Source organism: Cupriavidus basilensis (genome assembly GCF_029335485.1).
Classification (GTDB): Bacteria; Pseudomonadota; Gammaproteobacteria; order Burkholderiales; family Burkholderiaceae; genus Cupriavidus; species Cupriavidus basilensis_E.
On sequence record NZ_JARJLM010000647.1, the window covers coordinates 1 to 19,594 of the forward strand.

Consider the following 19,594-nt stretch of genomic DNA (forward strand, 5'->3'; position numbering starts at 1 on the left):
TCCTCTTGCTCTGTAGTAACGCAGCATTTCTGGATAGAAATATGTTTACCAGCAGATGCAGATAGCGATTGTACCTCATTCTGTCTCAATCAGGCTGGGAGTGTCACCACGTTTTGCCGATGCCGTTTCCTTCATAAAATAGGAAAACTGCATCTTTCTGTATGATTTTCCTTCTCCGCTCGGATTAATAATTGCCGTCGTATTGAAACGGCGTTGTCGCATAAATCCGGATGTCTGAAAGCGGCCTGACGTTTACGCGCTACGGTCGAGGCTGTGCCCCTGCTAGCGCTTCGGGGAAGTGCGTAGATTCTCGATTTTTGCTCGAGAAGATGCGCAAGGAAGAACACAAGACGCGTGACCCAAGGGGATCTGCCGCGTCAGGAACTGGACAAAGTACAACGCGGGCTTGATCGCGAGAGGTGACGTGACGATGTGGCTCGACGAAGGCGTACTGCAAGCGTCGCCCGAGGCAGGATCGCCAAAGCGTGGTCGGCCGCGTGCTCACTCGGACGCGGCGATTCAGATGTTCCTCGGACTCAAGCAGCCAGGGCACAGCCGTTACCACAAGTTTGGTCGCTCAGCAGCAATCCCTTTCAAAATTCAAGGAATGAGAAGCAATCGTATTTAGTTGGATACATTAGGCGGCCTATGTTTTCCGGATTGCCGTCATGATTGTTTTCCCATTTTCCGTTCGCCGCTTCGCCTGGCATGCCGGCCTCGCGCTGCTCCCCGTTGCCCAGTCCGTCCACGCCGCATCGCAGGACGCGGCCGCACCGACGGAACTGCCTGAAGTGCGCGTCAGCGCAGGCACTAGCGGGTACATGCCATCCGTCGCCAGCGGTGCCACCCGAACAGAAACGCCGCTACACGAGGTACCGCAGTCGGTTCGCGTCGTGACTTCGCAACTGATCGACGACCTGGGGGCAACGCGCCTGTCCGAAACCGTGGACTACGTCAGCGGTATTGCCCGCCTGAACGATTTTGGTGGTACCTGGGACAATTACGCGATCCGCGGCTTCAGCAGCACCGATATGGGTTTTCTGGTCAATGGCTTCCCCGGTGCCCGCGGCTATAACCCAATGCGAGACACTGCCACGGTGGATCGGTTCGAGTTCCTGAAAGGCCCGGCCGCAGCGCTCTATGGCAACAGCGAACCCGGCGGCACCATCAACATCGTTACCAAAAAGCCGCAGTTCACCCGGGCCAATACCGCAGACCTGAGTATCGGCTCGCTCGGTTTCCGGCGAGCGGCTCTGGACAGCACTGGCCCAATCACGGAGAACGTGGCCTACCGGCTCAATGTAATGGCGGAAGACGGGGCCAGCCGCAGTTCGCTGCTCGACAACAGCAAGTACCTCGTGGCCCCTGCTTTCGCCTGGGTAATCGACAATAAGACGCTACTGCAGTACGAGGGCGAGTTCATGCGCGCGCGCACGCCGCTGGACCGGGGCCTGATCAACGTCAACGGCCGCATCGACCTGCCTCGCGACCGCGTCTTGGGTGAACCAGGGGACCCCAACCTGCATCTGTCCAGCGACACCCATCAGCTCACACTGGACCGTGAACTGGCGCCTGGCTGGCGCACGCGCATCGGCATGAGCTACAAGGAATCCGGCTTCTACGGCGAAGCCGCAGAGTTCGGCAGCCTGCTAGCCGATGGTCGCACCCTGACCCGCCGCAACAGCTGGCGCAGCCTGCCGTCGCGGGACACCTCGGCACAGGCCGAAGTGGAAGGCAAGTTCCAGACCGGTGGTCTGGGGCACACTGTGCTGGCGGGAGTGGACGCATCGCGCCTCTATATGGGCATGGATATCGCCTACTCCAGCATTGCATCCAATCCGTATGCTATCGACATCTACCAGCCGGTATACGGCCAGCCGCAGCCGCCGGTGGCGCCGAGCATCAGCACCCGCGAGAATCAGCGCAGCCTCGGTGTGTACCTGCAGGACCAGATCGATCTCTCCGAACAATGGAAGCTACTTGCCGGCGTGCGGCTGGACAACTATCGCCAGACGGTGGACAACCTGATCACGGCGAAATCCACCAGCCAAAGCCAGAGCGCGGTGTCGCCACGCGTGGGCCTGACTTGGCTGCCGGGCGCGCAGACCTCGCTCTACCTGTCGCTGGGCAAGTCCTTCCGTCCCAACAGCGGTGTGGACGAGGCGGGGAATGCCTTCGACCCGCAGCACGGCCGGGCGCTGGAGGCCGGCGCAAAGTGGCAGTCGGCCGACCAGCGGCTGGGTGCGACGCTGGCAGTGTTCGATATAGTCAAGCAAAACGTGCTGACCCGCAGCCCCACCAATGCCAACTTCAGCGTGGCTGCAGGCGAGGTACAAAGCCGCGGACTGGAGTTCGATGCGTTCGGCCAACTCGACGCGCACTGGCGCGTTAGCGGCAGTTTCGCCCTCGTCAACGCCAAAGTGACGAAGGACAACGCAATTGCCGTGGGCACGCGCCTGACCAACATCCCCAAGGTAAGCGCGAGCCTGCTGGCGATCAGAGAGGACGCAATGCCGCTAGGCGGGCGTTACGGTGTAGGCAGCGGCCTGGTCTACGTGGGCTCGCGCTCCGGCAATGCAACCGACACCTATTCGCTGCCTGCCTACGCCACCGTCAAGCTGGTGACATACTGGCAGATTGATCGAAACACCCGGATCTCGCTGGACGTGCACAACCTGTTCAACAAGAATTACTACCCCGCATCATGGGGAAACCTAGCGGTCACCCCGGGCTTGGGCCGGCAGATCGTTGCCGGCCTGCGGTACCAGTTCTGAAGAAAACCGCCCACGCCCCTGAATCTCTGAATTCCGGAATGTCTGCCTTTGCAGGGCTCGCCGCGTATCCACCCTGTTCACCCGTCGTTCGGGACCCGCAGGTCGGTGAGGCGCCTTCTCTTTTGCCAGCCGGGCGTAAAAAAATGGAGCCTCGCGGGCTCCATTCGTTCAGCAGGTCGGTACACCTTACAGCGCGGCGTCCTTCAGTTTCTTCAACGGGCGAACCTTGACCTTGACGGTGGCCGGCTTTGCAGCGAACCACTGATCTTCGCCGGTGAACGGGTTCTTGCCGAAGCGCTTCTTGGTCGCCGGCACTTGCAGGGCGGTGACCTTGAGCAGGCCGGGGAGCGTGAACTCGCCCGCGCCCTTCTTGTGCACCGCGCTCAGGACGGTGTTTTCCAAGTGGGCCAGCACGGTCTTGACGGTCTTGGCGTCCAGCTCGGTCTGGGCGACCAGGTGGGCCAGCAAGCTCGCCTTGGTGAAAGTGTCCTTCAGCGGCTTCGCTACCGGTGCAGCCGCAGCGGCCTTCTTTGCCGGTGCTACCGCCTTTTTGGCCGGCGCTGCCTTTTTGGCGGCGGGCTTGGCGGGGGACTTTACGACAGCTTTCGCTTTGGTTGCCATGGATTCTCTGGTCTGGTTACTCGTTGATATGTCGCCGTAGAGGCATTCGCGAGAATAGCAAATTCCATGCGATGTGTGCGACTACGCGAAACCAACAATTACAACTGCGCATCGATGGTGGCAGCGATCCGGTCGCAGGTATGCAGGCTGGCCAGGCCGAGCAGGGCGGCCACGTCTAGCCTGGAGACGCCGGCAAGCAGTTGGCGCCGGCAGAAGGTGTTGCGCAGGACGCGCGGGCTCATGTCATCGCCCTCGAACCCGACCGCCTGCAGTGCATCTCGCACTATCCTTCCTAGGCTAGCGTCGGTGATCGGCTTGCCGAGTTCAGTGAGCGTGAACAGAAGGTCGCCGGCGATCGGCAGCGCGGCTCGCCGATCGAGCCACAGGCGCAGAATTGGCAGGGCGAAGTCGGGAACGCTGACCGTCCGGGCATCCCGGGCTCCATGCGCTGGGATGGAGAGGGCAGGGTGCCGCCGGTCAAGTATCAGATGTGGAAGGGCCGCTGCCCTTCCTTCAGCCGCAGTGACACCTGTGGCCAGGAATAGGGCCACGATCGCTCGGCCGCGCAATTGGGCCAGATCGTCGTTGGCTTGCGGCTGTACGTGCTCCTGCAACCGTGCGTCTTCGCTTGCATCGAGGAAGAGCGGAATCGGCTCCCCATCTGGCCAATGCCCTTCCCTGACCAATTCCTCGGCAAGCGCCGGCCAGGAAGTCTCCCCTGGGCCCAACTCGATGAGGCGAGTTATGACTTTTGCGTCATATGCGCCAAGCTGAGCGAGGCAGAACGACCGAAACGATAAAAATGTTGCCAATCATGGACTTTAATAGCAGTAAAGTCTAAGTTTGTGAACATATCTCGGTCTTGATCACCAGTGCCACCAGCACTATAATGTTCGCAATGGCAGACCTAAAGCGTTTTATAGTTCAGGATTACAGACATTATGAAACGAGACGAATCTCCACTTCTGCCTCTTTCCCGGTTCACTGAAGCCAAGCAGCTTGGTGCGCGTATCACCCAGCTGCGCCAAGGCCTGAGGCTACGCCAGGCGGAGGTTGCTGCACGCGCCGGGCTCTCCCGGGGAACCGCGATCCTGATCGAAAAAGGCGATCCGGGACGGACTCTTACGCAGATCCTGCGCTATGTTCATGTCCTGGCGCCGGAAGTCACCCTGCAGGCGCTCCTTGCAGGGGATGTGCCGGCATTGATCGCCTTGCATGCGCGCAAGCTGCCACAGCGCATTCGCTCCGCAAGTAAGGCGGAACTGCGTGAACTCGATTTCTAAGGAGAAGCCTTGGCCCCTCGTCGCGCTCCCAGCAAGGTAGCGGTATTCGCCCACATCGCCGATCAGGCGGAAGGGCATCACTTCGTGCCCGCAGGACTGCTCGGTCGCGAGGCGTCCGCGGGTCGGGAAACCGTCAGCTTCGCCTATGGCACGCGTTACCTGCAGCGGTCGAACGCCATCGAGGTAGACCCTCGCGCGCTCACCTTGGCGCAGGCGCGGCAGGCGGAGCCCGGCACGGTGTGGTACCCGCTGCCCGAGGTGAACGAATTCGGGGGGATCCGCGATGCTGCGCCCGATGCCTGGGGCCGCCGCGTCATCGAGGCCCAGCTCAATGCCGCGCCGAACTCGCTCGACGAATTCACCTACCTGCTGGAGGCTGGCAGTGACCGCGTTGGTGCGCTGGACGTGCGGGAGGACACCAAGAGTCCCGCTCGCAAGGGGGCCGGGGGGCTGATCGATCTGCCATACCTCTTGCAGGTGGCTGACGCGGTCGAGAACGGCGAACCCATTCCGGCGAACCTGCAGCCATACCTCGGCGGCGTGCCGTCGGCCGGCGGCGCGCGCCCGAAAGCTTCCGTGCGGGAGGCCGACAGCGTCCTGTGGCTGGCCAAGTTCCCGTCCAAGACCGACACGCTCAACATGGCAGTCCTCGAGGCAGGCGCCCTGGAGATCGCGCGGGCCGCTGGGCTTTCCGTTCCGCCGGTGAAGGTGATCGCGGTCGGGGGCAAGCCGGTGCTGCTGATCCGTCGGTTCGACCGGTACTGGGCGCCGGCCGGGCAACCGCTCGCGGCCATGGCGCGCGGCTACGACACCGAGCCCATGCCTGGCTATACCGAGGGCCGCATAGCGCAAGTCAGCGCCTTGACCCTGATGGGATGCCCGGAGATGGAGTCGATGGCCAAGGGCTACAAGGATCTGGCCCAGACGATTCGCGAGCAGGTCGTGGCGTCGTGCGTGAAAGCCGACAACGAGGAGCTGTTTGCCCGCATGGTGCTCAACATCTTCCTGACCAACGACGATGACCACCTGCGCAACCACGCGTTTGCCTACGACACGCAGCTGCAGGGCTGGCGCCTCAGCCCGCTGTATGACGTCGTGCCGCGGGCGTCCGTTTCCATGGAGCGCCGCCTGCACTTGAGCGTGGGCACGCAGGGGAAGCTTGCAACCCTCGACAATGCGATGAGCGAGTTCTCTGCCTTCGTGGCGGACCGGCCTACGGCGCTCGACGTGATCCGCCGGGTATGGGGTGCAGTGCGGGGCTGGAAGAACATCTATGAAGCCCTGGGAGCCACCCCGGATCTGATCCGCACGCTCGAGCAGGCCGTCCGAAGCCTCTCGGACATTGCGAGTCCGGCGCTGGAGAAGGACATCCGGCGCGGCGTGGACGCCAAGGCAGCATAGGGGTGAGGTGTAGAAAAGATGCTCCCTCCAAGTAAGCAATTTCTGCGTTAGCCCCCGCACTAACATTGCTGCGACTTTGCCAGTAGTAATCTTGGCACTATCCGATGGCGCGAAGTCAAAGAAGGCGGAGGAAACGTCATGCGTGACCTGGTAGACGGCGCCGATTTCGATCGGACCGAACGCTATCCCGCAGGACCCAACCAGGCAAGAGCGCGTGCGCCGAAGCCGCGGCATCGCTGTACATGGTGTCCGCGAACCCGACACTTGACCACGGGCGGTTGCGCGCGCAGGCGATGCTCCTTCGCTACGCCCGCGAAGACGCAGGCAGCGTCACCGACGCCGATTGGGCAACCCATCGAATCGTAATTGCACCGGGAGGCTCGTCCAAAGACACCGGCTAGGCTCACTCAGATGATTCGTCTGGTGGCCTCTCTGGGCGGATTCCTTGGGCGCAAGAGTGATGGCGATCCCGGCGCCAAAACGATCTGGATCGGCATGCAGCGAACAATGGATGCCGCCTTCATGATTCAGGCGATGCGGGAGGACTCATGAGTTCTGTATAACGAATGGGTCAAGTCGGCAAAGGATCGTTCAACACTCGCTTTCGGTGATCGCCGAAATCTCGCCGGCATCGCCATCGGGCAGCGTCGACTCGGCCGGATGTATACCTTGGTCGCGGTAGGCTGCAGGCGGTACGCCGAACTGTTTGCGAAAGTCACGGCCGAGGTGTGATGCGTCGGCAAAGCCGCAGCTCAACGCGATGTCGACGACTGTGCGGTCCGAGCTGGTCAACAACCACGCAGCGGTCCGTAGCCGCACATGCTTGGCGAATGCCTGCGGGCTCTTGCCGGTCTCCGCCTTGAACAGGCGCTCGAGCTGGCGTGGCGACAGGTCGAGCTTGCAGGCGAGCGCTTCAAGCGGGAGCGCCCGGCCGACGTGCTGCTCCATCAGCAGAATCGCGCGCTTGACCTTCGGGTGCGTCGCGGGCTCGAGGCCGGGCGGATGCGGCTGCGGCGCATTGCCCTTTTGCATCTCGCCGACGAGCAGGATCCGCAGCGCCTTCTGTACGGTGGCGTGATCGAAGTGGCGCAGCAAGATGGCGGCGGCGACGTCGATCGACGCGCGCCCGCCCGAGCAGGTGATGCGCCGGCGGTCGATCACGAACAGCCGGTCGGCAATCAGCAGGTCCGCATCCACCGACGGGAAGCGCTCTATAAAATCCCAGTAGTGGAACCAGCTGACGCAGGCGCGGTGCCCCTCGAGCACGCCCGCGCGCATCAGCGCAAAAACGCCGGTGCAGATGCCGACGATCGTCGCGCCGCCGCCCGCCGCGCGACGGATGAAGTCAAGCGTCTCAGGTCCGGCCTGTGGCCCCGAGTGCAGTAGCCCGCCGACCACGACCACATAGTCGAATGGCTCCGCGTCGTCGAAGGCCTCCCACGGCGCGACCTGGATCCCGCAGCTCGCGCGTACCGGCGCGAGTGTGTTTCCGATCACGCTCCACACGCACCGCACCGGCTTGCTGTAGTCGCCGTCGTCCGCCGACAGCCGCAGCATGTCGACGAAACCCGAAAACGCGGTCAGCGTGAAGTTCGGCAGCAGCACGATGCCGAAGCGGATGCGCCGTGGCGCCGGCTCGGCGACAGGGGAAATGGGAACGTCGGTTGTCATGGCTGCATCCATCTTGACAGGCTCGCGCAAGCGGGCGGATCTGGGTTGCGGGGCGGCGGCGTCTCGGTAGCGAATGCCGGTGATGCGTACGGCATCCATGCAGCCCTCGCCGCCTGCCTGCGCGACGCGGCTCCGTCACAGCCAGCGTCGCCGATCCGCATGCCGCGGACTTGCATATTTCCGACGCGAATCATCGCCAAAGCGAACTTCCGGCCTGTTTGGACCCGCGCCTGGCGGCGGTGTCCCACGTCGATGCCGCTTTTGTTCTATCGGCAAATTCTACGCTTTGATGTACTGACATCCAACGACACCTACCAGGCAATAGCAAAGAGGCAGCCAGATGAATGTCAGCGTTTTCGACCTGTTCAAAATCGGCATCGGTCCATCGAGTTCGCACACGGTCGGCCCGATGATCGCCGCATGCCGCTTCGTATCGCACCTTGAGGACGCGAACCTGCTCGGTTTCGTGCGCCGCGTGCGAGCGGAACTGTACGGTTCGCTCGGCGCAACCGGCAAGGGCCACGGCACCGACAAAGCGGTGCTCCTTGGCCTTGAGGGGCGCTTGCCAGACCGGATCGACCCGGACGTTATTGAACCGCGCCTCGCACAGATCCGCAAGGACAAGCGCTTGTTGCTGCTTGGCAAGCATGAGATCGGCTTCGACGAAAAGGAGCACATCGGCTTCTTTCTCCGTCTGATGAGCAGTACAGGCAGCGTCGTGCATTCGAACGGCATGCGCTTTCAGGCATTCGACGAGCAGGGGCAGTTGCTCGTGGAAAAGGAGTATTACTCGATCGGCGGTGGGTTCGTGGTCAATCGCGATGGCGATCGCGTGAATGGTGCGCGAGCGGCGGCCGACGTGCCGTATCCGTTCCTCACCGGCGCCGACCTGATCCAGGCGTGCCGCGACAGCGGGCTGTCGATCGCCGAACTGATCTTTCGCAATGAATGTGCCTTGCGCCCGGCCGATTCCGTGCGCGCCGGGCTGCTGGCGATCTGGCAGACGATGGCTGCCAGCGTCGAGCGTGGCTGCAAGGTCGAGGGGGAGCTGCCCGGCCCGATGCGCGTGAAACGCCGCGCGGCCGAGCTCTACAACCGGTTGCGCGCGCGTTCCGAGGAATCGCTGCGCGATCCGCTGTCGATGCTTGACTGGGTCAACCTGTACGCGATGGCCGTCAACGAGGAGAACGCGGCGGGCGGCCGCGTCGTCACCGCGCCGACCAACGGTGCGGCCGGCGTGATCCCTGCGGTGCTCCATTACTACGTGAAGTTCGTGCCGGGCTCGAATGACGACGGCATTGTCGAGTTCCTGCTGACTGCGGCGGCGATCGGGATGATCTACAAGGAGACGGCGTCTATCTCGGGCGCCGAGGTCGGTTGCCAGGGCGAGGTCGGCGTTGCGTGCTCGATGGCCGCGGCCGCGCTCGCTGCGGTGATGGGCGGCACGCCAGACCAGGTTGAGAATGCCGCCGAAATCGGCATGGAGCACAACCTCGGGATGACCTGCGATCCGGTCGGTGGGCTGGTGCAGATCCCATGTATCGAGCGCAACGCGATGGGAGCGATCAAGGCGCTCAACGCATCGCGCATGGCGCTGAAGGGAGACGGCCAGCACTATGTGTCGCTCGATTCGGTGATCAAGACGATGCGGGAGACCGGCGCCGACATGAAGACGAAATACAAGGAGACGTCGCGCGGCGGCCTGGCCGTGAACGTCATTGAATGCTAACGAAAGGGTCCACGAAATGAGCCGCTATTCGATATTCAGTCTGTTCCGCAACGGCCTGTCTTATCACGAGAACTGGGAAAAGCAATGGAAGAGCCCGGAGCCCAAGCGCGAGTATGACGTGGTGATCGTCGGTGGCGGCGGGCATGGTCTCGCGACTGCGTACTACCTCGCGAAGGAGCACGGGATCACTAACGTTGCCGTGCTCGAGAAGGGCTGGATCGGCGGTGGCAACACCGCGCGCAACACGACGATCGTCCGCTCGAACTATCTGTGGGACGAATCCGCGGCGCTTTACGAAAAGGCGATGAAGCTGTGGGAAGGGCTGTCGCAGGACCTGAACTACAACGTGATGTTCAGCCAGCGCGGCGTGATGAACCTGGCGCACACGCTGCAGGATGTGCGCGACACCGAGCGCCGGGTGAACGCGAACCGCCTGAACGGCGTCGATGCGGAGTTTCTGACGCCGCAGGAGGTCAAGGAGATCGAACCGACGATCAACCTGAACAGCCGCTACCCCGTGCTTGGTGCCTCGATCCAGCGCCGCGCCGGCGTTGCCCGGCACGACGCGGTCGCGTGGGGCTTCGCGCGGGGCGCCGATCGGGCTGGTGTCGACATCATCCAGAACTGCCAGGTGACCGGCATCCGGCGCGATCACGGCGCGGTCGTCGGTGTCGACACGGTGAAGGGCTTTATCAAGGCAAAGAAGGTCGCGGTGGTCGCGGCCGGCAACACGACCACGCTCGCCGACATGGCGGGCGTGCGCCTTCCGATCGAGAGCCATCCGCTGCAGGCGCTGGTGTCGGAGCCGATCAAGCCGGTCGTCAACTCGGTGATCATGTCGAACGCGGTGCACGCGTACATCAGCCAGTCCGACAAGGGCGACCTTGTGATCGGCGCGGGCATCGACCAGTACACCGGCTTCGGCCAGCGCGGCAGCTTCCAGGTCATCGAAGGGACGCTGCAGGCGATCGTCGAGATGTTCCCGGTGTTCTCGCGCGTGCGCATGAACCGCCAGTGGGGCGGCATCGTCGATGTGTCGCCGGATGCCTGCCCGATCATCGGCAAGACCGACGTGAAGGGCCTCTACTTCAACTGCGGCTGGGGCACGGGCGGCTTCAAGGCGACGCCGGGCTCGGGCTGGGTGTTCGCGCACACCATCGCGCGCGACCAGCCGCATCCGCTGAACGCGCCGTTTTCGCTCGACCGCTTCTATACCGGCCACCTGATCGATGAGCACGGCGCCGCCGCCGTCGCGCACTGAACGCCACCAGGAGAAAGAAATGTTGCTGATCGAATGTCCGTGGTGCGGCCCGCGCGCCGAATCCGAATTTTCATGCGGCGGCGAGGCCGACATCGCGCGTCCGCTCGAGACCGAGAAGCTGTCTGACCGCGAATGGGGGGACTACCTGTTCATGCGCACCAATACCCGGGGCGAGCATCGCGAGCAATGGATCCACGCCCAGGGCTGCCGCCGCTGGTTCAAGGTGGAGCGCGATACGGTCAGCTATGACATCAAGGGCTACGAGACCTTCGGCCAGCCCGGCGCTACCGCACCGCAAGAAGCACCGCAAGTAAGGGGCAAGAAATGAGCCAGAAAGACCGTCTCGGCACCGGTGGCCGCATCAATCGCGCGGTTCCGCTGACCTTCACGTTCAACGGACGCACGTATCAGGGGTTCCAGGGCGACACGCTCGCATCGGCGCTGCTCGCCAACGGCGTGCGCTTTGTCGCGCGCAGCTTCAAGTATCACCGTCCGCGTGGCATCGTGACGGCGGATGTCGCGGAGCCGAATGCCGTGGTGCAGCTCGAACGCGGCGCGTATACGGTGCCGAACGCGCGCGCGACGGAAGTCGAGCTGTATCACGGACTCGTCGCGACGAGCGTGAATGCGCAGCCCGATCTCGAACGTGATCGCATGGCGATCAACCAGAAGTTCGCGCGCTTTATGCCAGCGGGCTTCTACTACAAGACCTTTATGTGGCCGCGCAAGATGTGGCCGAAGTACGAAGAGAAGATCCGCCATGCGGCCGGTCTTGGCAAGGCGCCCGACATGCGCGACGCCGATCGCTACGACAAGTGCTACGCGCACTGCGACGTACTGGTGGTTGGCGGCGGCCCGACGGGCCTCGCGGCAGCGCATGCGGCAGCAGTATCCGGTGCGCGCGTGATCCTGGTCGACGATCAGTGCGAGCTTGGCGGCAGCCTGCTTTCCGCTCGCGCCGAGATCAACGGCAAGCCCGCGCTGCAGTGGGCCGAGCAGATCGAGGCTGAACTGCGCAAGATGCCGGAGGTGACGATCCTGTCGCGCAGCACCGCGTTCGGCTATCAGGACCACAATCTCGTGACCGTGACGCAGCGCCTCACCGACCACCTGCCGGCAGCGAAGCGCCAGGGCACGCGCGAGCTGCTGTGGAAGATCCGTGCAAGGCGGGTGATTCTGGCCACCGGCGCGCACGAGCGTCCGCTCGTGTTCGGCAACAACGACCTGCCGGGCGTGATGATCGCGTCGGCGGTGTCGACCTACATCCATCGCTACAGCGTGCTGCCGGGACGCGACGCTGTCGTGTTCACCAACAACGATCGCGGCTACCAGGCGGCGCTCGACCTGAAGGCGTGCGGCGCGAAGGTAACGATCGTCGATGCGCGCGCATCGACCAATGGCGCGCTGGCGGCCGCCGCGAAGCGGCAGGGCCTGACCGTGCTGAATGGCGCAGTGGTGACGGCTGCATCCGGCAAGCGGCACGTCTCGTCAGTCGACGTGGCGGCTTATGCAAACGGCAAGACCGGGCGCACGGTGTCGACGATCCCGTGCGATCTGGTCGCGATGTCGGGCGGCCTCAGCCCGGTCCTTCACCTGTTCGCGCAATCGGGCGGCAAGGCGCGGTGGAACGATGAGAAGGTGTGCTTCGTGCCGGGCAAGTCGATGCAGGCCGAGGCGAGCGTTGGCGCGGCGGCGGGCGAGTTCAGCCTGGCGCAGGCGCTGCCGCTCGCGATCGAAGCGGGGGCCGCCGCTGCCAAGGCTGTCGGCTTCAGTAACGCCAGGCGCCCCACCGCGCCAAAGGTGACAGCCGTCGCCGAAGGCGCACTGCTGCCGCTGTGGCTCGTCGGCAGCCAGGAGGCCGCCGCGCGCGGGCCGAAGCAGTTCGTCGACTTCCAGAACGACGTGGCCGCGTCAGACATCCTGCTGGCCGCGCGCGAAGGCTTCGAATCGGTCGAACACGTGAAGCGCTACACCGCGATGGGCTTCGGCACCGACCAGGGCAAGCTCGGCAACATCAACGGCATGGGGATCCTGGCGCAGGCGCTCGGCAAGTCGATTCCCGACACCGGCACGACGACGTTCCGCCCTAACTACACGCCGGTCACGTTCGGCACGTTGGCGGGGCGCGAGCTCGGCGACTTCCTCGACCCGGTGCGCAAGACCTGCATCCATGAATGGCACGTCGAGCATGGCGCGCTGTTCGAGGACGTCGGCAACTGGAAGCGTCCGTGGTATTTCCCGAAGAAGGGCGAGGACCTGCATGCGGCGGTGAAGCGCGAATGCCTCGCGGTGCGCAACAGCGTCGGCATCCTCGATGCATCGACGCTCGGCAAGATCGACATCCAGGGCCCGGACGCGGTGACGCTGCTGAACTGGATGTACACCAACCCGTGGAACAAGCTCGAAGTCGGAAAGTGCCGCTATGGCCTGATGCTCGACGAGAACGGCATGGTGTTCGACGACGGCGTCACGGTGCGGCTCAGCGAGCAGCATTTCATGATGACGACGACGACGGGCGGCGCCGCGCGTGTGCTGACCTGGCTCGAGCGCTGGCTGCAGACCGAGTGGCCGGACATGAAGGTGCGGCTTGGGTCGGTGACAGATCACTGGGCAACCTTCGCGGTGGTCGGCCCGAAGAGCCGCAAGGTACTGCACAAGGTCTGCGATGACATCGACTTCGGCAACGAGGCCTTCCCGTTCATGAGCTATCGGAACGGCACAGTCGCCGGCGCGAAGGCGCGCGTGATGCGGATCAGCTTCTCGGGCGAGCTGGCGTACGAAGTGAACGTGCCCGCGAACGCCGGCCGCGCGGTGTGGGAAGCGCTGATGGCCGCGGGGGCCGAGTTCGACATCACGCCGTACGGCACGGAAACGATGCACGTGCTGCGCGCGGAGAAGGGCTACATCATCGTCGGCCAGGACACGGACGGTTCGATCACGCCGTACGATCTCGGCATGGGCGGAGTCGTGGCGAAGTCGAAGGACTTCCTCGGCAAGCGCTCGCTGACGCGTTCGGATACCGCGAAGGAAGGCCGCAAGCAGTTCGTCGGCCTGCTGACCGACGACGCGCAGTTCGTGCTGCCGGAGGGCGCGCAGATCATTGCGCCGGACACGCAGGTGTCGACGACCGACCCGACGCCGATGCTCGGCCACGTGACGTCGAGCTATTACAGCCCGATCCTGAAGCGCTCGATCGCGCTGGCCGTGGTGAAGGGCGGCCTGAACAAGATGGGCGAGAGCGTGGCGATTCCGCTGGCAAACGGCCGGCGCGTGACCGCGAAGATCTCGAGCCCGGTTTTCTACGATACGGAAGGGGTACGCCAGAATGTGGAATGAATCGAATATCGCTACGTCGGCGGCAGGCGTGCCGGCGTCTGACGCGCGCAAGCGCGGCGTGCGGCTTGAGTCGCCGTTCATCGGCGCGGCCGATCTGCTGAACGCGCACCAGGCGCGTGCGTCGGAACACTTCGTGATGCGCGAGCGCGCCTTTCTTGATCTCGTCAACGTGCGCGGTGATCTCTCCGACCCTGCGTTCGCCGACGCGTTCGAGGGCGTGGTCGGCTGTTGTCCGCCGGCCGCACCGAACACGGTCGCGCGCGGCGCCGCCTATGACGTGCTGTGGCTCGGCCCCGACGAGTGGCTGGTGCGCTCGAACGAACCGGTGCCGGCGGGCGTGCTCGAGCCAAAGCTCGCCCAGGCGATCGTCGGCGCGTACGCGGCGGCGGTCGACGTCGGCAGCGGCTACACGGTCGTCGAGATCAGCGGCGGGCGCGTACGCGACGTACTGGCGCGCGGCTGTCCGCTCGACCTGCATCCGCGCGTGTTCAAGCCGGGCCAGTGCGCGCAGAGCCACTACTTCAAGGCGTCGATCGTGCTGGTGCCGACCGGCGTCGAGCGCTTCGAGGTCGTCCTGCGGCGCAGCTTCGCCGATTATTTCTGCCGCATCATGCTCGACGCCGCGGCGCCGTTGACATCATGAAGCCGGTCGACAACGCGTTCAGCGCACCACTCGCCGGGCTCGATGGGCCACTGCTGCCGGGCCGGGGCTGGAGTGTGTTTATCGATGCGTTGGCGGTGCCGGTGCGGATCGGCATCCATCCGCACGAGCACGAAGCACCGCAGCCGATCGTGATCGACGCGCGTCTGGGTTATCGCCACGAGCCAAGCGAGGACGGCGAGTGGATCGACTACGACGGCTATTGTGCGCGCCTCGCCACGTTTCTTGCGCACAAGCCGCATACGCGCCTGCTCGAGACCCTGGTGGCCGAGATCGCCGAGCTGTCGTTTCGCGAATGGCCGGCGCTCGACACGTTGACGCTTGCCGTGCACAAGCCGAAGATCCGGCCCGGCACGCAACGCGTCGGCGTCGCGCTCGAGTGGACACGCGCCGATTACCTCAGGCGCAGCGGGCAGGCGGGCTGAGCGTTTCCCGGGCCGTGTCGGCGCCGTGCAAACGCGTGTCGGTATTGGACATAGGTTTGCCGGGCTCCCCGACTACTCTCATAGACGCTGCCGCGCATGCCGCACCGATCGGCGCGTCGGCAGCGTGAGTCATGTTCATACGAGGAGAGAATTCAATGAAAAAGGGAGCGACTGCGGGCCCGGTCATGGCGCTGATGTTTTCCGCGTCTGCCTTTGCCCAAAGCGGCGTCACGCTGTACGGCGTGATCGACGAAGGCGTCAACTACACCAATAACGTCGGCGGACACAGCCTGACCGAGATGGCAAGCGGCTTTGCGCAAGGCAGCCGTTGGGGCCTGAAGGGGACGGAAGACCTGGGCGGCGGCCTCAAGGCGTTGTTCCAGCTCGAGAACGGCTTCAATGCGAGCAACGGCAAAGCGGCACAGGGCGGATTGCTCTTCGGTCGGCAAGCCTACGTCGGGCTTTCCGACAATCAATTGGGGAGCGTCACGCTCGGGCGCCAATATGATTCGGTGATCGACTATCTCGCGCCGACGACTGTTGCCGGAAATTGGGGGGGAACCATGTTCGGCCACCCCTACGATAACGACAACATGATCTACTCGTTCCGCGCCAACAATACCGTCAAGTACACGAGTCCCTCCCTCGGCGGATTCCAGTTCGGCGGCGCCTACAGCTTCAGCAACGACACCAACTTTGCCAACAACCGTCAGTACAGCGCGGGGATGCAGTACGCGAGCGGCGGCCTGTTGCTGGCGGCGGCCTACCTGCAGGCGGACAACCCGTCGGCCACGTCAGGAGGCGCCATCAATAACGGCGGCGACAAGAACTTCCTTGCCAGGCGTTTGCGCATTTTCGGTGCCGGCATCAACTACACGTTCGGTGCGGCGACGGCCGGCTTCGCCTACTCGAATTCGAACCTGACCGCGCCGCAGTCCACCTCGTACATCTCCGGATCGATCCTGCCGGCCGGCGGTACCCTGGACTCGCTCCGGTTCCAGAACCTGGAAGTGAATTTCAAGTACCAGTTCACGCCCGCTTTCTACGCCGGTGCCATGTATACGCTCACGCTGGAGAACTTCCGCGCGTCCTCCGGCGACGCGAAACCGAAGGTTCATTCCTTCGGCCTGATGGCGGATTACAATTTCTCGAAGCGCACGGACGTCTATCTCCAGGCCGCCTACCAGCGCGTCGCCGGCGACAAGACCGGCACCACACTGGACCTGGCTGACTTGCCCGGGGCGGCAAACGCCTCATCGACGGCGAGGCAGTTCCAGGTCCGTGCCGCGATTCGTCACAAGTTCTGAGTCCAATCCATTGCGGTGGCCGCCGCGGGTCGCGACAGCGACTCGCGGCAGGCAGCCCGGCTGGGCAGTTTCCCACGAGAACCGGGCCTGCAGGTCAGGAAGTCTTGTCAGCTACCGCGGGATAGCCGGCAGTTTCAGCGGACGCGTCGTCCGACGCCAGCGCTTCCAGCGCGACGCCACGGGTCTCGATGCCGAGTACCCACACCGCGAGCGCCGCTACCGCGAACGAGATCGCGCCGAGGGTGAACACGCCGCCCTGTCCGAACACCGGCAACACCACGCCAACCATATAGGGCCCGATCAGCGAGCCGATCCGCCCAATTGCCGACGCGAAGCCGGACCCCGTCGCGCGCGCGCCGGTGCCGTACTGTTCCGGCGTGTACGTGTACAGCACCGCCCACATGCCGAACAGGAAGAACTGCATCGCCAGGCCGGTGCCGACGAGCAGCGTGACACTGCCGCCGTACATCGCACTCTGCCCGTACAGGTACGCCATCGTGCCGCCGCCGAGCAGCGACGCGATGCAGGTCGGCTTGCGGCCCCAGCGCTCGACCAGCCAGGCGGCACACAGGAAGCCTGGTATGCCCCCGAGAGAGATCAGCACCGTGTAGTACACCGACTGCGTGACCGCGAAACCGCCCTGTTGCAGCAGCGCGCCGAGCCAGGACGTCAGGCCGTAGAAGCCGAGCAGCGCAAAGAACCAGAGCAGCCATACCATGGTCGTGCGGCGGCGGTATGCGCCGCTCCAGATCTCGCGCAACGCGCCGCGCCCGCGCACCGGCGCGGCCATCAGGCGCTGCGCGGGCGCAGGCAGCGTCGCGACGCCGGCGGAGCGCATCACCCTGGCTTCGATGTCGCGCATCACTGCGTCGGCCTCAGCGTGCCGGCCCGCGTGTTCGAGCCAGCGCGGCGATTCGGGCACGAGGCGCCGTACGATCAGCACGAACACGGCCGGGATCGCGAGCAGCGCGAACACGGTGCGCCAGCCGAACTCCGGCAGCACGAAGTAGGAAACGACGCCCGCCGTGATGAAGCCCAGCGGCCAGAAGCCATCCATCAGCGCGATCAGGCGCCCGCGGTTCGCGGCGGGCACGAATTCTGACAACAAAGTCTGTGCGACCGGAAACTCCATGCCCATGCCGATCCCCAGCAGGACGCGCCAGGCGATCAGCGCCTCGACACTTTGCGCCGTCGAGCACAGATACGACGCTACGCCCCACAGCACCATGCTCCACTGAAACACGAGCCGGCGCCCGAAGCGGTCCGCGAGCAGGCCGGCGAGCGCCGCACCGAGCACCATCCCGAAGAAGCTGGCGCTGGCGACCAGGCCAGTCGTCGCGGTTGACAACCCGAATTCCTGCTTGATCGAACCCAGTACGAAGGTCATCGTGGCAAGGTCGACCGAGTCGAAGAAGAACGCGACGGCGATGATGATGAAGATCAGCTTGTGGTAGCCGGAAAACGGCAGACGTTCGAGCCGGGCGGCGGCGTTCGCGCGCGCGGAAATAGGGGATGGGATTGGCATGGCGTCCTTGGAAAAAGTAAGGGCCTCAAATCAGCTTGCCTGAAGGCCCGGAATCTTAAGTAGACGCGGTAATCGACCGCCGATCTGGGGAAAAACCGTCGCCGGCTTGTGTGAAACCGTCATCGGGGCTGAGCGGAGCGGCTGCGCTCAGGATGGGCGCGGCGAGCGCGGTATCGCTGGCGCAAGCTCCGATGTCGGCGACGTTCAAGCGCGCGTCGGATTTTGCACACAGGCGCCCCGGTGTCCCGGACTACTCTCGAAGGCGCGGCCGCGCATGCCGCGCGCCGATTGGCGCGCCGCGGCACGCTTCAACCATTGATGGAGACAAAGCGATGAGCAGCAACCGAGGTGTCGTATATCTTGAGCCGGGCAAGGTCGAGGTGCAGAAGATCGACTATCCGAAAATGGCCGATCCAAGCGGCCGTGCGATCGGCCACGGGGTGATCCTCAAGGTCGTGAGCACAAATATCTGCGGGTCGGACCAGCACATGGTGCGCGGGCGCACGACCGCACCGGGAGGTCTCGTGCTCGGTCACGAGATCACCGGCGAGGTGATCGAGGTCGGCCGCGACGTCGAGACGCTGAGGATCGGCGATCTGGTGTCGGTGCCGTTCAACGTCGCGTGCGGGCGCTGTGCGATGTGTAAGGAGCAGCACACCGGCGTATGCCTGAACGTCAACCCGGCGCGTGCGGGTGGTGCGTACGGGTATGTCGACATGGGCGGATGGATCGGCGGCCAGGCGGAGTACGTGATGGTGCCGTATGCCGACTTCAACCTGCTGAAGTTCCCCGACCGCGACCAGGCGATGGCGAAAATCCGCGATCTCACCTGCCTGTCGGACATTTTGCCGACCGGCTATCACGGTGCCGTGACTGCGGGCGTGAAGCCCGGGTCGACCGTCTACATCGCCGGCGCGGGGCCGGTCGGCATGGCCGCGGCGGCTTCGGCGCGCCTGCTCGGCGCGGCCTGCACCATCGTCGGCGACATGAACCCGGCGCGTCTCGCCCACGCGAAGGCAATGGGTTTCGAAGTGGTCGATCTGTCCAAGGACGCGACGCTTGGCGAGCAGATCGCCGAAATACTTGGCACGCCGGAGATCGATTGCGCGGTCGATTGCGTCGGTTTCGAGGCGCACGGCCATGGCGCGTCCGGCCACGCGGAGGAGGCGCCGGCGACGGTGCTGAATTCACTGATGGAAATTACGCGCCCCGCCGGCGCGATCGGGATTCCGGGGCTCTACGTGACCGACGATCCGGGCGCCAAGGATGCAGCGGCGCAACACGGCAGCCTGAGCATCCGCTTTGGCCTTGGCTGGGCGAAGTCGCACTCATTCCATACCGGGCAGACACCAGTGCTGAAGTACAACCGCAACCTGATGCAGGCGATCCTGCACGGTCGTCTGCCGATCGCGGAGATCGTCAACGTGTCCGTGATCCCGCTTGAGCAGGCGCCGGAAGGCTACAAGCAGTTTGATGGCGGTGCGCCACGGAAATTCGTCATCGATCCGCACGGGATGTTGGCGGCGGCGTGATCGGGCGATAAAGGCGGATCTGCGCCTGCTGACAAGGCAGAGAATCCCGAGTGTTGTCTCCCCTCTCC

General features: G+C 64.3%; 16 protein-coding genes and 1 pseudogene. 13 read left to right on the forward strand and 4 right to left on the reverse strand.

All coding sequences use genetic code 11. The annotated features are described in order from the left end of the window. Positions 1-367: 367 nt before the first annotated feature. Positions 368-541, forward strand: a pseudogene (locus P3W85_RS39725) (transposase); the annotation flags it as partial. Positions 542-668: 127 nt separating this feature from the next. Beyond that, positions 669-2,774, forward strand: a complete 2,106-nt coding sequence (locus P3W85_RS39730) for a TonB-dependent siderophore receptor (protein WP_276268846.1) — start codon at positions 669-671, stop codon at positions 2,772-2,774. A 186-nt stretch (positions 2,775-2,960) separates the two neighbouring features. On the opposite strand, the gene P3W85_RS39735 is transcribed toward P3W85_RS39730, so the two are convergent. Further along, positions 2,961-3,395, reverse strand: coding sequence for an HU family DNA-binding protein (locus P3W85_RS39735; protein WP_276268847.1), 435 nt, complete (start codon positions 3,393-3,395; stop codon positions 2,961-2,963). A gap of 98 nt (positions 3,396-3,493) precedes the next feature. Then, positions 3,494-4,207, reverse strand: coding sequence for a tyrosine-type recombinase/integrase (locus tag P3W85_RS39740; RefSeq protein ID WP_276268848.1), 714 nt, complete (start codon positions 4,205-4,207; stop codon positions 3,494-3,496). Positions 4,208-4,336: 129 nt separating this feature from the next. Between P3W85_RS39740 and P3W85_RS39745 the strand changes: the two genes are divergently transcribed. The 3 genes from P3W85_RS39745 to P3W85_RS39755 all read left to right on the forward strand — a co-directional run bounded on the left by P3W85_RS39745 (position 4,337) and on the right by P3W85_RS39755 (position 6,631). Then, positions 4,337-4,678, forward strand: a complete 342-nt coding sequence (locus tag P3W85_RS39745) for a helix-turn-helix transcriptional regulator (protein ID WP_276268849.1) — start codon at positions 4,337-4,339, stop codon at positions 4,676-4,678. A 9-nt stretch (positions 4,679-4,687) separates the two neighbouring features. Further along, entirely contained in the window at positions 4,688-6,079 is a 1,392-nt protein-coding gene (locus P3W85_RS39750; protein ID WP_276268850.1) for a type II toxin-antitoxin system HipA family toxin, read from the forward strand. A 366-nt stretch (positions 6,080-6,445) separates the two neighbouring features. Continuing rightward, positions 6,446-6,631 carry an IS4 family transposase gene (locus P3W85_RS39755; RefSeq protein WP_430869705.1) on the forward strand — a complete coding sequence of 62 codons (186 nt, stop codon included), beginning with the start codon at positions 6,446-6,448 and terminating at the stop codon, positions 6,629-6,631. Between the two features lie 39 nt (positions 6,632-6,670). Here the strand turns inward: P3W85_RS39755 and P3W85_RS39760 are convergent, their stop codons facing one another. Beyond that, a complete protein-coding gene (locus tag P3W85_RS39760; RefSeq protein WP_276268861.1) occupies positions 6,671-7,750 on the reverse strand; it encodes a GlxA family transcriptional regulator in 1,080 nt (359 codons plus the stop codon). Between the two features lie 340 nt (positions 7,751-8,090). Between P3W85_RS39760 and P3W85_RS39765 the strand changes: the two genes are divergently transcribed. From P3W85_RS39765 to P3W85_RS39795, 7 genes are all read left to right on the forward strand, one after another. Further along, positions 8,091-9,479 carry an L-serine ammonia-lyase gene (locus tag P3W85_RS39765; RefSeq protein ID WP_276268852.1) on the forward strand — a complete coding sequence of 463 codons (1,389 nt, stop codon included), beginning with the start codon at positions 8,091-8,093 and terminating at the stop codon, positions 9,477-9,479. A 16-nt stretch (positions 9,480-9,495) separates the two neighbouring features. Beyond that, complete coding sequence (locus tag P3W85_RS39770) at positions 9,496-10,740, forward strand: sarcosine oxidase subunit beta family protein (RefSeq protein ID WP_276268853.1); 1,245 nt, start codon at positions 9,496-9,498, stop codon at positions 10,738-10,740. Positions 10,741-10,759: 19 nt separating this feature from the next. Then, positions 10,760-11,068, forward strand: coding sequence for a sarcosine oxidase subunit delta (locus P3W85_RS39775; RefSeq protein WP_276268854.1), 309 nt, complete (start codon positions 10,760-10,762; stop codon positions 11,066-11,068). Next, positions 11,065-14,076: a sarcosine oxidase subunit alpha family protein gene (locus tag P3W85_RS39780; protein ID WP_276268855.1), complete on the forward strand. Its 3,012-nt coding sequence runs from the start codon at positions 11,065-11,067 to the stop codon at positions 14,074-14,076. The genes P3W85_RS39775 and P3W85_RS39780 overlap by 4 nt, the downstream gene beginning before the upstream one ends. Continuing rightward, the gene (locus P3W85_RS39785; protein WP_276268856.1) at positions 14,066-14,719 is read left to right on the forward strand and encodes a sarcosine oxidase subunit gamma; all 654 of its coding nucleotides are present in this window, start codon (positions 14,066-14,068) and stop codon (positions 14,717-14,719) included. The genes P3W85_RS39780 and P3W85_RS39785 overlap by 11 nt, the downstream gene beginning before the upstream one ends. Further along, complete coding sequence (locus tag P3W85_RS39790; RefSeq protein ID WP_276268857.1) at positions 14,716-15,162, forward strand: dihydroneopterin aldolase; 447 nt, start codon at positions 14,716-14,718, stop codon at positions 15,160-15,162. The genes P3W85_RS39785 and P3W85_RS39790 overlap by 4 nt, the downstream gene beginning before the upstream one ends. A gap of 155 nt (positions 15,163-15,317) precedes the next feature. After that, positions 15,318-16,469 carry a porin gene (locus P3W85_RS39795; protein ID WP_276268858.1) on the forward strand — a complete coding sequence of 384 codons (1,152 nt, stop codon included), beginning with the start codon at positions 15,318-15,320 and terminating at the stop codon, positions 16,467-16,469. Positions 16,470-16,563: 94 nt separating this feature from the next. Here P3W85_RS39795 and P3W85_RS39800 read toward each other — a convergent pair whose 3' ends face one another. Continuing rightward, entirely contained in the window at positions 16,564-17,994 is a 1,431-nt protein-coding gene (locus P3W85_RS39800; RefSeq protein WP_276268859.1) for an MFS transporter, read from the reverse strand. 332 nt (positions 17,995-18,326) lie between these two features. Between P3W85_RS39800 and fdhA the strand changes: the two genes are divergently transcribed. Continuing rightward, on the forward strand, positions 18,327-19,526 hold the full coding sequence (fdhA, locus tag P3W85_RS39805) for a formaldehyde dehydrogenase, glutathione-independent (protein WP_276268860.1): 1,200 nt from the start codon (positions 18,327-18,329) through the stop codon (positions 19,524-19,526). Positions 19,527-19,594: the final 68 nt, after the last annotated feature.

Excerpts from the sequence above, each read along its gene's own strand:
- P3W85_RS39730 (WP_276268846.1), top strand. The coding sequence starts at position 669 with ATGATTGTTTTCCCATTTTCCGTTCGCCGCTTCGCCTGGCATGCCGGC.
- P3W85_RS39735 (WP_276268847.1), bottom strand. The coding sequence starts at position 3,395 with ATGGCAACCAAAGCGAAAGCTGTCGTAAAGTCCCCCGCCAAGCCCGCC.
- P3W85_RS39745 (WP_276268849.1), top strand. The coding sequence starts at position 4,337 with ATGAAACGAGACGAATCTCCACTTCTGCCTCTTTCCCGGTTCACTGAA.
- P3W85_RS39760 (WP_276268861.1), bottom strand. The coding sequence starts at position 7,750 with ATGACAACCGACGTTCCCATTTCCCCTGTCGCCGAGCCGGCGCCACGG.
- P3W85_RS39765 (WP_276268852.1), top strand. The coding sequence starts at position 8,091 with ATGAATGTCAGCGTTTTCGACCTGTTCAAAATCGGCATCGGTCCATCG.
- P3W85_RS39770 (WP_276268853.1), top strand. The coding sequence starts at position 9,496 with ATGAGCCGCTATTCGATATTCAGTCTGTTCCGCAACGGCCTGTCTTAT.
- P3W85_RS39775 (WP_276268854.1), top strand. The coding sequence starts at position 10,760 with ATGTTGCTGATCGAATGTCCGTGGTGCGGCCCGCGCGCCGAATCCGAA.
- P3W85_RS39780 (WP_276268855.1), top strand. The coding sequence starts at position 11,065 with ATGAGCCAGAAAGACCGTCTCGGCACCGGTGGCCGCATCAATCGCGCG.
- P3W85_RS39785 (WP_276268856.1), top strand. The coding sequence starts at position 14,066 with ATGTGGAATGAATCGAATATCGCTACGTCGGCGGCAGGCGTGCCGGCG.
- P3W85_RS39790 (WP_276268857.1), top strand. The coding sequence starts at position 14,716 with ATGAAGCCGGTCGACAACGCGTTCAGCGCACCACTCGCCGGGCTCGAT.
- P3W85_RS39795 (WP_276268858.1), top strand. The coding sequence starts at position 15,318 with ATGAAAAAGGGAGCGACTGCGGGCCCGGTCATGGCGCTGATGTTTTCC.
- P3W85_RS39800 (WP_276268859.1), bottom strand. The coding sequence starts at position 17,994 with ATGCCAATCCCATCCCCTATTTCCGCGCGCGCGAACGCCGCCGCCCGG.
- fdhA (WP_276268860.1), top strand. The coding sequence starts at position 18,327 with ATGAGCAGCAACCGAGGTGTCGTATATCTTGAGCCGGGCAAGGTCGAG.